Source organism: Bacillus sp. FG16, from assembly GCF_057809515.1.
Genome location: NZ_JBMDKC010000025.1, coordinates 24,171 through 36,429, shown reverse-complemented (window position 1 = coordinate 36,429; position 12,259 = coordinate 24,171). Strand labels below are relative to the sequence as shown.

Genomic DNA, 12,259 nt, shown 5'->3' with positions numbered 1-12,259 from the left:
TGGAAAAATACGTCTATGTGAGGACGAAATTGTCCTGATATAAAGATAAAATATGTTTGTAAGCAACAAAACAACAATTACAAGGGATACCTTTTTTGAAAGCATATAACAACATAAGAGTGAGTACTAGGAGGAAGAAATAATGGCAACAGTTTTATTCGTTAAAGCAAACAACCGTCCAGCGGAACAAGCAGTTAGTGTGAAATTATATGAGGCATTTTTAGCAAACTATAAAGAAGCACATCCAAATGATACAGTGGTAGAACTGGATTTATATAAAGAAGAATTACCATATGTAGGTGTAGACATGATCAATGGTACATTCAAGGCAGGTAAAGGATTTGATTTAACAGAAGAAGAGGCAAAAGCAGTAGCAGTTGCTGATAAGTATTTAAATCAATTCCTAGAAGCTGATAAAGTTGTTTTCGGCTTCCCATTATGGAACTTAACGATTCCAGCAGTGCTACACACATATATTGATTATTTAAACCGTGCTGGTAAAACGTTCAAATATACACCAGAAGGTCCAGTTGGCCTAATCGGAGATAAGAAGATTGCATTATTAAATGCACGAGGCGGCGTATATTCAGAAGGTCCAGCAGCTGAGGTAGAAATGGCTGTTAAATATGTAGCAAGTATGATGGGCTTCTTCGGCGCGACAAACATGGAAACAGTAGTTATTGAAGGACATAACCAATTCCCAGATAAAGCAGAAGAAATCATTGCTGCAGGTCTTGAAGAAGCAGCTAAAGTAGCAAGTAAATTTTAATTAAAATTATAATCGTCACTCGAAAAAACAGCATTAACATGTAAATGTTAATGCTGTTTTTTTATATTTTTAGTTCATCAGCAAGTTTTTCTAATTGAATTCGATTTCGTATGTAATAGGTTCTTCCGTCTTTTTTTAAGTAATTTTGTTGGCAAAACTGATTTAATACATATAAAAGATGACGGTAGCTGACATTTAAATATTCCGAGGCCTCGGTATGCTTTTCTATATAACAATTATTTTGTTCTGTTAATAAAATAAAAGCAGCTAATCGATTTTCAAAAGGATAACTATAGTTTTTTGCGTAATTTTCAGTGCGAGTAATTGTCTTTTCTCCAATAAATTTGCATAAGTGCTGTAAAAACGTTGCATCTTGTAATAAAAGTTGCTGACAATCTTTAAGAGGAAGTGCCAAACAAACACAATCTTCTAGTACTTCAACGGACTTAGTAATATTTTCTACTCCTATTAATCCTAATTCCCCGATAAAAGATGGTGCTTGAATAAAATTAATTAATGAAACTTTCCCGTTTTTATGATTCATATATATTTTTGCTTTCCCAGAAATTAAGTAATAGAGATAAGGGAGAGCATTTCCTTCGCTACATATCATCTCTTTCGTTTGAAAAGAATGTAGCTCTACATATGGCAAGACATGAAATGAAAATAGGGTATGGAATTGATGGATTCGCATGTATTGATAAATTTCTTCCTCATTTTTGCTGACTTTCATATTTTCACCCCTATTTATAGTATGAGATATCTCCTATTATCTTTACAAGAAGGAATGATACGATTGATGTAAATTTGTTTTTGTAGAAAAGAGAGTGTGATGAATTTATGAAAAAATATAAAACATTGCTATTTGATGTAGATGATACATTATTAGATTTCCAGAAGGCTGAAAAAGTAGCTTTACGGGTGCTTTTTGAAGAGAAGGGGATCCCTTTAACGGACGAGATAGAGGCTCGTTATAAAAAAATAAATAAAGGCCTTTGGGATGCTTTTGAAAAAGGTGAACTATCACGCAATGAAGTTGTAAATACACGATTCTCTATGTTGTTTAAAGAGTATGGAGAAGAAGCAGATGGTATATTATTCGAAAATAATTATCGTAGCTACTTAGAAGAAGGAAATCAACTCATGCAAGGTGCGTTTGAATTTATAAATCAAATTCAAGGGGAGTATGAGTTGTATATAGTGACAAATGGTGTTTCTAAGACGCAAGATAAACGTTTGCGTAATGCAGGGCTACATTCATTGTTTAAAGATGTTTTTGTTTCTGAAGATACAGGTTTTCAAAAGCCGATGAAAGAGTATTTTGATTATGTTTTTGAACGGATTCCTAACTTTGCACCTGAAGAAGGGCTGATTATTGGAGATTCATTAAGCGCCGATATTAAAGGTGGATATGTAGCGGGAATTGATACTTGTTGGTTTAACCCAGAAAGTAAATTAAATGATAGTGGAATTATACCGACATATGAAGTGCATAATTTTGAAGAGTTAGAAGCGTTATTAAAGCAGCGCGTGTAATAAAAAAATAGGCAGTGGAGCTTTCGTCCCCACTGCCTATTTTGATTAATTTGTAGTTTTGTTATGTTTTGGAAGTGGAAAGGCATTCCCGATAGCAGCTGCACCAAGCATTGGCAATAGCAAATTAAGCGGGAAAAACATAAGTAATAGTAATGTTATAGCTATTGGCTTTCGTAACGCATAGCTCGAAATTGCTGTCGTTACGATGGCAACAGATGCTACTGGATCTATAGGAAGAATAGATGCTACAGCGTATCCGATACTTGACCCAGAAAATATAATTGGGAAGATATGTCCACCTCGCCACCCTGTGTTCAAACAAACGGCAGTAATGCACAACTTTAAAATCCCTGAAAGAAGTAGTATCCACAAAGATAAATGGCTCCATTCAACAACTAATTCTTTTAATTGATGTTCCCCTGAAAATAATGTGTATGGAAGAAAAGTTCCTGCAATTCCTAATAAAATACCACCGAGAATTCCGAGTGTCAGCTTGTATTCTCTAAAAGGGTGAATTAACTTCTCTAATGTGAATTCTAACTTGAAATAAAAGAAACCAACTATAGCACCGATACTAGCAAGTGGAAGAAATGCGATCCATTCATTGAAAGAAAGTGAACCTTCCCCGAAATCAACAATAAAGGATCCACGATTATCGAGTTTACTCAGTAGTAAATAAACAGAAAAACCTGCGAAGGTAGTAGCTAAGTATACAATCGCCTTTTTTCCTTTAGAAAAAGCAGCAATTTGTTCTCCCTCATTTTCATTCGGTGCTAAATAACCGAATAATGGTGCGTTGAAAATGACACTTAAAGTAGCGCCAATTCCGATCTCGGTTAGCTCATCCATACCCTTCAAGGCAAATTTAAAGCGATCCCCTATCCATGTGCAAAGTCCGCCTATAATTCCAACTAGTGCGGCTTCTGGACCAAGACTAGCACCGAAAATTAAAACAATAATCGCGGTTAAAGTAGCCCGATGGACAAAGCGATATTCGATTCGACCAGTTTTTTTATATTCAGTCATCACTTCAGGCATAAGGCGTGGGTATGTACCGAAATATTTTTGTGATAGACCAACGAGGACCCCGCCAATTATTGTTACGCAAAGGGTGTAATAAGAGGGAAAAGAGAGAACTTCAGGCAAGTATCCCCAAATAAAGTGGATTCCAATATTTATTGTGACTAAAAATAACCAAACTGTAGCTCCTACTATAGATCCTAGAAGAATGCCATATAGAGCAAGTATGTACTGTATATCTTTTTTATCTGTCATGTTATACCTCCGTTATGTAAATCTTAGTAGGGAAAAAAGTGAAATATACTAGTGGAAAATGGATTGAATATATATAGTATCTTTTTGAGAGGATCGCCTATTCAACATGTAGGCTAAATTTTGGAGAATTTGAATTTATAGGTTAAATTACTTATTTAATTTTATAGACTGATTTGAGGTTTTTAAAGGTCTTTTTTGAAATAGATTAGAATATATTTCTTTTGTTGCTTTATATGAAATTGTTAACGTTTATTTTAGAACATTCAGAAAAACAGTTTGACATTAGGAAATTATTGCTATAAAATCAACGGTAATTGCATAGTCTTATCAAGAAAAGGTGGAGGGACAGGCCCGATGAAACCTTGGCAACAGCCGTATAACGGAATTGTGCCAAATCCTGCAGGTAGTAATCCTGAGAGATAAGAAAGAGCCTTTAGAGCGTGTTTTCAAACTGCTCCTTTCTTGTTTTCAGGAAAGGGGCAGTTTTTTATTTTGTATAAAAGAAAGGAGAATGAGAGATGGGAGAATCATGGGGAAAAGGAACGATTTGTGTGCAAGGTGGCTATACGCCAAAGAATGGTGAACCACGTGTTTTACCACTTTATCAAAGTACAACGTATAAATACGATACTTCAGATGATTTAGCAGCCCTATTTAACTTAGAGGCAGAAGGATATATTTATACGCGTATTGGAAACCCTACTCTAGCCGCATTTGAGCAGAAGTTATCAGATTTAGAAGGCGGTGTAGGAGCTGTTGCAACGGCTTCTGGGCAAGCAGCCATTATGCTCGCAGTTTTAAATATTTGTAGTAGTGGAGACCATTTGCTTTGCTCTTCAACGGTTTACGGGGGAACGTTTAATTTATTTGGAGTGAGTTTGCGTAAACTTGGCATTGATGTTACGTTCTTTAATCCAAATTTAACGGCAGATGAAATTGCGGCACTTGCTAATGACAAGACGAAACTCATTTATGCAGAATCATTAGGAAATCCAGCGATGAACGTTTTAAATTTCAAAGAATTTTCAGCTGCCGCTAAAGAATTAGAGGTACCTTTTATCGTTGATAATACATTAGCAACTCCTTATTTATGCCAAGCGTTTGAACATGGGGCGAATATTATTGTTCATTCTACGACGAAATATATCGATGGGCATGCGAGCTCCTTAGGCGGTATTGTAATTGACGGTGGAAACTTTGATTGGACAAATGGAAAATATCCTGAGCTTGTTGAACCAGATCCAAGTTATCACGGTGTAAGTTACGTTCAAAACTTTGGTGCAGCAGCGTATATTGTGAAAGCACGTGTTCAGCTATTAAGAGATTATGGGAATTGTATGAGCCCATTCAATGCATATATTAGCAATATTGGCTTAGAGACTTTACATTTACGAATGGAGCGTCATAGCGAAAATGCTCTCGCGGTTGCTAAGTGGCTTGCTAATCATGAACGTATTGAATGGGTGAATTATCCGGGATTAGATAGTAATGAAAATTACTCGTTAGCACAAAAGTATTTGAAAAAAGGTGCTAGTGGGGTTTTAACATTTGGGATTAAAGGGGGATTAGAAGCAGCAAAAGAATTTATCGCAAATGTAAAACTAGCAACTCTCGTAACACACGTAGCTGATGCACGAACTTGCGTTATACATCCTGCTAGTACGACGCATAGACAATTAAGTGCTGAAGATCAGCGTTTAGCTGGTGTTACATCTGATTTAATTCGTTTATCGGTTGGTATAGAAGATGTTTCTGATATTATTGCAGATTTGGAAGCAGCTCTAGTTGGAGGCAAAACACATGCCGATCATAATTGATAAAGATTTACCGGCTCGCAAAGTGTTGCAAAAAGAAAATATTTTTGTAATGACGAAGGAGCGAGCAGAAACACAAGATATACGCGCTTTAAAAATTGCTATATTAAATTTAATGCCAACGAAGCAAGACACAGAGGCGCAATTACTTCGCTTAATTGGAAACACACCGTTGCAATTAGATGTTCATTTACTTCATATGGAATCACATCTGTCTCGTAATGTAGCGCAGGACCATTTAACGAGCTTTTATAAAACGTTTCGTGATATTGAAAATGAAAAATTTGATGGGCTCATTATTACAGGAGCACCAGTTGAAACTCTTTCTTTTGAAGAAGTAGATTATTGGGAAGAGCTTAAACGTATTATGGAGTATTCAAAAACGAATGTAACATCTACGCTCCATATTTGCTGGGGGGCACAGGCTGGCTTGTACTATCATTATGGTGTTCCAAAGTATCCCCTTAAGGAAAAAATGTTCGGTGTATTTGAACATGAGGTTTGCGAGCAACATGTGAAATTGTTACAAGGATTTGATGAATTGTTTTTTGCTCCGCATTCTCGTCATACAGAAGTACGAGAGAATGATATTAGAGAAGTGAAAGAATTAACATTGTTAGCAAACTCTGAAGAAGCAGGTGTTCACCTTGTTATTGGGCAAGAAGGAAGGCAAGTTTTTGCCCTTGGACATAGCGAATATAGTTGTGAGACGTTAAAACAAGAATACGAACGAGATCGTGACAAGGGATTAAATATTGATGTGCCAAAAAACTATTTTAAACATAATAATCCAGATGAAAAGCCGCTTGTTAGGTGGAGGAGTCATGGGAATTTATTGTTTTCTAATTGGTTGAATTATTACGTGTATCAAGAAACCCCTTATATATTGTAAAGAAAGATTGTGTAACACGTGGCAACGTTTTCCTTGTAAAGATTAACTTATATTTTTCCGAATGTTCAAAATACATTGTTTTTCAGATTTTTTACTCATATAATTTCATCTAAACACAATTTTTGAGGGGTGGACAGTACTATGAAAGAAATTCAAGTTGGGTTATTAGGTCTTGGGACAGTTGGCAGTGGTGTGGTTCGTATTATTACGGATCATCAAGAACGACTCATACACCAAGTAGGTTGTCCAGTGAAGGTAACGAAAGTATTAGTGCAAAACATTGAGAAAGAGAGAGAGGTAGAGGTACCTTCTACTCTATTAACACAAGATGCAAATGAAATTTTAGATAATCCAAATATTGATGTTGTCATCGAAGTGATGGGTGGCATTGATGATGCAAAATCATATATTTTACAAGCCTTAAAAAGCGGAAAGCATGTTGTAACTGCAAATAAAGACTTAATGGCATTACATGGAGCTGAATTATTAGCGATAGCAAAAGATAATAAGGCTGATTTATTCTATGAGGCGAGTGTGGCAGGGGGAATTCCAATTTTACGCAGTATCGTAGAAGGACTTTCTTCAGATCTTATTACGAAAGTAATGGGAATTGTAAATGGAACGACAAATTTTATTTTGACGAAAATGTCAGACGAAGGGAGAGCATATAACGACGTGTTAAAAGAAGCCCAACAACTTGGATTTGCAGAAGCAGATCCAACATCAGACGTAGAAGGTTTAGATGCAGCAAGAAAAATGACGATTTTAGCTACTCTCGGTTTCTCTACAAATGTAGAGTTTGGAGATGTGAAAGTAAAAGGAATTACCTCTATTACAGAGGAAGATATTGAATACAGTAAGAGCTTAGGTTATACAATTAAATTAATCGGTCTTGCAAAACGAGATGGTGAAAAATTGGAGGTTACGGTTGAACCAACTTTACTGCCAAATACACATCCTCTTGCGGCGGTACAAAATGAATATAACGCTGTGTATGTGTATGGTGAAGCGGTTGGAGAAACGATGTTTTATGGACCAGGTGCAGGAAGTTTACCGACAGCGACAGCTGTTGTTTCTGATCTAGTTGCTGTAATGCAAAATATTAGATTAGGGGTAACAGGAAATAGTGCTGTAGTCCCGCAATATCAAAAAGTATTAAAAGAGCCAGACGAAATTGTCGTGAAAAAGTTTTTAAGACTTCATGTAAAAGACGAAATTGGTGTATTTGCAAAAATTACTTCATTGTTCTCTGAGCGCGGAGTTAGTTTTGAGAAAATTATTCAAATGCCGCTTGAAGAGAAAGGAAAGGCTGAAATTGTAATTGTAACGCATCGTGCGTCGCTTGCTGATTATGATTATATTCTACATACGTTGCAAGGGTATGAAGAAATAGATTGTTTGAAAGCGAACTATCGAATTGAAGGGGATGCTAAGTAGTATCTCTTACCATAAAACAGAAAGAGCCTATTAAGCAGCTTGCTTAATAGGCTCTTTTCTATTTAAAATCTGCGTACCAACTTGAATAAATGCTTGGATAATCCAGCCTGTTGTAAAGGATAAGATGATTGTTCCAAAATAGATAGGTCCATCTAATAAAAAGCTTAACGTTAAAAATAAAAAGGCTAATGAAATCTCTGTTCTTCTAAACGTCCATTTTTTCTTTTCAGCAACCGTTAAAACGAAAGCTTCTTGAGGCGCTGCGCAAAGGTTTGTAGAGACGTAAAGACCAATTCCAGCTCCAACGAATAGATTTCCGCAAATAAGTGTTATATATTTTGGAAGAGAGCGGATAGCGTCCATAATAGTTGTAATGGAACCAATCCAATCAACAAAAAGAGAAATAAGAACCATCGTTACAATTGTCCCGATTGTAATTTGTTTTTTATTCCAAAAGAGTACGATAAGTGTAAAGGCAAAGTTAATCATGAAAATCCAAAAACCAATACTTATCCCAAAATTTTGATATAGTGCAATAAAGAAGGAATCATAAGGACTAAGTCCAAAGGAAGTAATTGTCGTCATCATATTAATACCGATGGCAAGAATGAGTAAACCGCTAATGAAAAATATATATTCTAATTTGAATCGAAGCATAGTTGTATATCCTTTCTAAATGTATTTGCTAGGAAAGGATATATTGTGGAAAGCTTACCAGGTCAAGGGAGAATTTTTGTGAGAAGGGGAAAATGAGATGACAAATATAAGAAAGATTGCTGAACTTGCTGGAGTATCTGTTTCAACTGTTTCACGTGTACTAAATAATCATCCGTATGTAAATGAACAGAAACGAAAAGAAATTTTAGCGATTATAGAAGAATTAAATTATACGCAAAACGTGAATGCAATTCATTTAGTGAAAGGAAAAACGAATGTAATTGGCGTTTTATTGCCACACGTAAATGATCAATATTATAGCGCTATTATCGAGGGAATATCAAAAGAAACAGCAAAGAATAATTATAATATGATGCTTTGCCAGACGAATTATAGCGAGGAAAGAGAACTAGAAATTTTAAATATGTTAAAAATGAAAAAGCTTGATGGGGTTATTATTTGTTCTCGGGCAAATAGTAAGGAGAAGCTTGAAGAATATACGAAATTCGGCCCGATTGTTATGTGTGAAGAAATAGATTCGAAGTGCATTTCAAGTGTCCATATTGATTACTACAAAGTATTTTCACATGGGATGAAAAGCTTAATAGATGCCGGTCATACACGTATTGGATATTGTATTGGAAGAAGTAATAGTGTTAATAGCCAAAGACGAAAGAAGGCGTATGAAGATTCGCTTCAACAGAGTATTGTAACACCGTTAGAGACCTGGAAATTTGAGGGTTGTTTTACAGTGGAAGATGGACGTAATGTAATTAGAGAATGGGCTCATATGTCAGTAAAACCGACGGCGTTCCTTGTATCTTGTAACCATATTGCAGCGGGGATGGTTACAGAAGCAAAAAAACAAGGAATTCGTATTCCGGAGGATATTACGATTATTGGGTGTGATGATCAAGAGGTGGCAGATATATTGGGTATAACGACGATTTCGCATTCTAGTAAAAATGTTGGAGTGAAAGCGTTTGAATTATTATATGAAAAAATTAATGAAGAGAAATTAGATGTGAAGCATATAGAGTTATTACCAGAGTTAGTAGATAGAGAAACGACATAATTGAGAAGGTGTGAAAATCGCTTTTCAAAATGTCGTTTGGTATAATTATGGACAATCTATGAGGGCTAAAAGGGGTTTTGATATGAGATCAAAAGTAGTAAAAGTAATTCTACTCATTACAATTGCATCTTTCTGTTTATTTGCATATGGCTTTGTTTCAGGTGTAAATGATGTATTAAATCCGAAAGCTTCAAATTTAATTAAAAAGACCGATGTAGTGGCGAAAGAGAAAAAGAAAACGGGAACGTTACAAATCGTTAGTTTAGGTGATTCATTAACGCGTGGCGTTGGTGATAAAGAAGGAATTGGCTATGTTGGGCGAATGAAAGAAGATTTACAAAAAGATTATAAGCAAAAAATTGCATTAACAAATTTAGCAGTTAGTGGTGCAAAAATGCCTGATTTATTAAAACAAATTGAAAGTAGTGGCGCTCAATATTCAATTAAGCAAGCAGATGTAATCGTGTTAACGATTGGTGGGAATGATTTGTTTCCAGGCTGGGAATCGCTCGGGAAAATAGATTTAGAGACGTATCGTCCTGATACAGAAACGTTTCAAAATGAAGCGAAGAAAATTATAGAAGAAATTCGTAAATTAAATACAGATAGTCCGATTTTTTGGCTTGGTTTATACAATCCTTTTGAAGATGTAGAAGATTTAAAAGGGTCTTCAAACATCGTTGTGGACTGGAATGCATCTTTAGAGAAGTTAGCGCTAAACGATAAAAATGTGTATATTACACCGACATTTGATTTATTCCAAAACCGCGGGAAAGATTTATTATACTCTGATCATTTTCATCCGAACGAAGTAGGTTATACGTATATGGCAGAACGTTTAGTTCAAAATGTTGTAAGTAAATTAAAACTAGAACAAGGAGGGGTAAAATGACGACGATACTTTCCGTACGAGACTTGAAGAAGGTAATTGGAAAGAAGACTCTTGTAGAGAATATTTCCTTTGATGTAAAGCAAGGAGAAGTGTTCGGGTTCTTAGGACCAAATGGTGCTGGAAAGACGACTACTATTCGAATGTTAGTCGGATTAATTAAGGCGACAGAAGGTACAATTTCTATCGGTGGTTATTCGATTAAGGAAAATTTCAGAGAAGCGATGCGTCAAATTGGGAGTATCGTTGAAAACCCAGAGTTGTACACATATTTAACGGGATGGGAAAATTTAAAGCAATTTGCTCGTATGTTAGGTGATATATCAGATGAACGTATTATTGAAATTGCTAAAATGGTTCATTTGGATGAAAGAATTCATGACAAGGTAAAAACATACTCACTTGGTATGAAACAGCGCCTTGGAATTGCGCAGGCGCTCCTTGGGAATCCTAAATTACTTATATTAGATGAGCCAACGAATGGTTTAGATCCAGCTGGGATTAGAGAACTTAGGGAATTTATACATAAGCTTGTGAAAGAAGAAAATATGAGCGTGTTTATTTCAAGTCACTTGCTAAGTGAAGTGCAAATGATATGCGATCGTGTTGCTATTATTCATAAAGGAAAGATGATAACAGTTGCCAAGGTTGAAGAATTAATTAAAACGGCAAGTGATCGTGTAGAATGGATTGTTACACCAATTTCTAAGGCGAAAGATATGTTAGAAGCGGCCGAAGAAGTAAGAGAAGTGAGTGTAGAAGGCGAGCGATTACTATGCCGCATGGATATTGCATCTATAAGTAGTTGGAATAAAAACTTTGTAGAAAATGAGATAGATGTACATAGCGTTAAGGAGCTTGTATTTACGCTAGAAGATTTATTTATTGAACTCACAAGGGGTGAGCAGCATGCGTGAATTTGCGAATCTAGTTTTAAATGAATCAGAAAAGATTTACCGTAAGAAACGTATTTTTGTTGTCATGCTTATTTTAGCAATCTTGATCCCGCTTTTTGTGTATGCGCAGTATCGTGAAATAGAAACGACACAAAAAAGACTCGGTACAACTGATTGGAAGGTTTCATTGCAACAGCAAATTGTTGATTCTCAGAACCGGTTAAACAATTCTAGGTTGCCAGAAGAATGGCGTGATTGGTTAAAGGTAAGAGTTGAGCAACAACAATATTATTTAGATCATGATATTAACCCGATGGCACAGGGTGCACCGACTTTTGTCAGGGCATTTATTGAACAAGGAATTACATTGTTTATTCCGCTTCTCGTAATGATTGTCGCCATTGATATCGTTTCAGGAGAACGAAGTGATGGGACGATGAAGATGTTACTTACGCGGCCGATTCGGCGCTGGAAAATACTCCTTAGTAAATACGTGACGATGTTATTTTTCATTTCGCTCATACTGCTTCTTGTAGGTTTGTTTGCTTACATATTATCAGGGCTTGTATTTGGGTACTCGGGATGGAATTTACCTGTTTTAACAGGGTTTGTCATTGATAAGGAAACGTTAAATACAAACTTTGTGCATCTTATTCCGCAGTGGCAATACATCTTAATGGCATATGGACTAGCCTGGTTTGTTGCTATCGTTGTCGGAACTATATCATTTATGGTCTCTGTTTTAATTCGTAATACACCAGCGGGTATGGGCGTTATGCTAGCTGCATTAATTGCAGGCGGTATCTTAAGCTCGTTCGCAACATCTTGGGAAGGCGCGAAATATATTTTTAGTGTGAATTTATCATTAACGGATTATTTATCAGGAAAATTACCTGCATTACAAGGCTTATCAATGGGATTTTCTTTGATGAATTTAACTGTTTGGGCAGTTGTTTCTCTTATTATTTCGTTCTTAGTATTTACAAAACAGGATATGTTGAATTAATTGGACAGGAAGT

General features: G+C 35.8%; 12 protein-coding genes and 1 riboswitch. Of the genes, 9 read left to right on the top strand and 3 right to left on the bottom strand.

Annotated elements, in window-relative coordinates:
• The first annotated feature begins 142 nt into the window (after positions 1-142).
• The gene (locus tag ACODS7_RS11765; RefSeq protein WP_000246724.1) at positions 143-769 is read left to right on the top strand and encodes an FMN-dependent NADH-azoreductase; all 627 of its coding nucleotides are present in this window, start codon (positions 143-145) and stop codon (positions 767-769) included.
• A gap of 61 nt (positions 770-830) precedes the next feature.
• Here ACODS7_RS11765 and ACODS7_RS11760 read toward each other — a convergent pair whose 3' ends face one another.
• On the bottom strand, positions 831-1,502 hold the full coding sequence (locus ACODS7_RS11760; protein WP_098629837.1) for a transcriptional regulator YeiL: 672 nt from the start codon (positions 1,500-1,502) through the stop codon (positions 831-833).
• 107 nt (positions 1,503-1,609) lie between these two features.
• Here ACODS7_RS11760 and ACODS7_RS11755 point away from each other — a divergent pair, with 107 nt between their 5' ends.
• Positions 1,610-2,305, top strand: a complete 696-nt coding sequence (locus ACODS7_RS11755; RefSeq protein WP_029443694.1) for a YjjG family noncanonical pyrimidine nucleotidase — start codon at positions 1,610-1,612, stop codon at positions 2,303-2,305.
• A 45-nt stretch (positions 2,306-2,350) separates the two neighbouring features.
• Here ACODS7_RS11755 and ACODS7_RS11750 read toward each other — a convergent pair whose 3' ends face one another.
• Positions 2,351-3,580 (bottom strand): chloride channel protein, encoded by a 1,230-nt coding sequence (locus ACODS7_RS11750; RefSeq protein WP_243168389.1) that lies wholly within the window; start codon positions 3,578-3,580, stop codon positions 2,351-2,353.
• A gap of 321 nt (positions 3,581-3,901) precedes the next feature.
• Positions 3,902-4,006: riboswitch (SAM riboswitch) on the top strand.
• Positions 4,007-4,098: 92 nt separating this feature from the next.
• On the opposite strand from ACODS7_RS11750, the gene ACODS7_RS11745 reads away from it, so the two are divergent.
• The 3 genes from ACODS7_RS11745 (at position 4,099) to ACODS7_RS11735 (ending at position 7,723) form a co-directional block, all read left to right on the top strand.
• Positions 4,099-5,397 (top strand): bifunctional O-acetylhomoserine aminocarboxypropyltransferase/cysteine synthase, encoded by a 1,299-nt coding sequence (locus ACODS7_RS11745; RefSeq protein ID WP_016079590.1) that lies wholly within the window; start codon positions 4,099-4,101, stop codon positions 5,395-5,397.
• Positions 5,381-6,286, top strand: a complete 906-nt coding sequence (gene metA / locus ACODS7_RS11740; protein ID WP_016079591.1) for a homoserine O-acetyltransferase MetA — start codon at positions 5,381-5,383, stop codon at positions 6,284-6,286. Before ACODS7_RS11745 ends, metA begins: the two co-directional genes overlap by 17 nt.
• A gap of 141 nt (positions 6,287-6,427) precedes the next feature.
• Positions 6,428-7,723 carry a homoserine dehydrogenase gene (locus ACODS7_RS11735; RefSeq protein WP_243168390.1) on the top strand — a complete coding sequence of 432 codons (1,296 nt, stop codon included), beginning with the start codon at positions 6,428-6,430 and terminating at the stop codon, positions 7,721-7,723.
• Positions 7,724-7,753: 30 nt separating this feature from the next.
• On the opposite strand, the gene ACODS7_RS11730 is transcribed toward ACODS7_RS11735, so the two are convergent.
• A complete protein-coding gene (locus ACODS7_RS11730; protein WP_016079593.1) occupies positions 7,754-8,380 on the bottom strand; it encodes a YczE/YyaS/YitT family protein in 627 nt (208 codons plus the stop codon).
• Positions 8,381-8,477: 97 nt separating this feature from the next.
• On the opposite strand from ACODS7_RS11730, the gene ACODS7_RS11725 reads away from it, so the two are divergent.
• From ACODS7_RS11725 to ACODS7_RS11710, 4 genes are read left to right on the top strand one after another with little or no spacing between them, the layout of a single operon-like run.
• The gene (locus ACODS7_RS11725; RefSeq protein ID WP_029443691.1) at positions 8,478-9,455 is read left to right on the top strand and encodes a LacI family DNA-binding transcriptional regulator; all 978 of its coding nucleotides are present in this window, start codon (positions 8,478-8,480) and stop codon (positions 9,453-9,455) included.
• Between the two features lie 10 nt (positions 9,456-9,465).
• Positions 9,466-10,347: an SGNH/GDSL hydrolase family protein gene (locus ACODS7_RS11720; protein ID WP_016079595.1), complete on the top strand. Its 882-nt coding sequence runs from the start codon at positions 9,466-9,468 to the stop codon at positions 10,345-10,347.
• A complete protein-coding gene (locus tag ACODS7_RS11715) occupies positions 10,344-11,261 on the top strand; it encodes an ABC transporter ATP-binding protein (protein ID WP_016079596.1) in 918 nt (305 codons plus the stop codon). The genes ACODS7_RS11720 and ACODS7_RS11715 overlap by 4 nt, the downstream gene beginning before the upstream one ends.
• On the top strand, positions 11,254-12,246 hold the full coding sequence (locus tag ACODS7_RS11710; protein WP_243168391.1) for a DUF2705 family protein: 993 nt from the start codon (positions 11,254-11,256) through the stop codon (positions 12,244-12,246). The genes ACODS7_RS11715 and ACODS7_RS11710 overlap by 8 nt, the downstream gene beginning before the upstream one ends.
• The last annotated feature ends 13 nt before the right edge of the window (positions 12,247-12,259 follow it).

Excerpts from the sequence above, each read along its gene's own strand:
- ACODS7_RS11765 (WP_000246724.1), top strand. The coding sequence starts at position 143 with ATGGCAACAGTTTTATTCGTTAAAGCAAACAACCGTCCAGCGGAACAA.
- ACODS7_RS11760 (WP_098629837.1), bottom strand. The coding sequence starts at position 1,502 with ATGAAAGTCAGCAAAAATGAGGAAGAAATTTATCAATACATGCGAATC.
- ACODS7_RS11755 (WP_029443694.1), top strand. The coding sequence starts at position 1,610 with ATGAAAAAATATAAAACATTGCTATTTGATGTAGATGATACATTATTA.
- ACODS7_RS11750 (WP_243168389.1), bottom strand. The coding sequence starts at position 3,580 with ATGACAGATAAAAAAGATATACAGTACATACTTGCTCTATATGGCATT.
- ACODS7_RS11745 (WP_016079590.1), top strand. The coding sequence starts at position 4,099 with ATGGGAGAATCATGGGGAAAAGGAACGATTTGTGTGCAAGGTGGCTAT.
- metA (WP_016079591.1), top strand. The coding sequence starts at position 5,381 with ATGCCGATCATAATTGATAAAGATTTACCGGCTCGCAAAGTGTTGCAA.
- ACODS7_RS11735 (WP_243168390.1), top strand. The coding sequence starts at position 6,428 with ATGAAAGAAATTCAAGTTGGGTTATTAGGTCTTGGGACAGTTGGCAGT.
- ACODS7_RS11730 (WP_016079593.1), bottom strand. The coding sequence starts at position 8,380 with ATGCTTCGATTCAAATTAGAATATATATTTTTCATTAGCGGTTTACTC.
- ACODS7_RS11725 (WP_029443691.1), top strand. The coding sequence starts at position 8,478 with ATGACAAATATAAGAAAGATTGCTGAACTTGCTGGAGTATCTGTTTCA.
- ACODS7_RS11715 (WP_016079596.1), top strand. The coding sequence starts at position 10,344 with ATGACGACGATACTTTCCGTACGAGACTTGAAGAAGGTAATTGGAAAG.
- ACODS7_RS11710 (WP_243168391.1), top strand. The coding sequence starts at position 11,254 with ATGCGTGAATTTGCGAATCTAGTTTTAAATGAATCAGAAAAGATTTAC.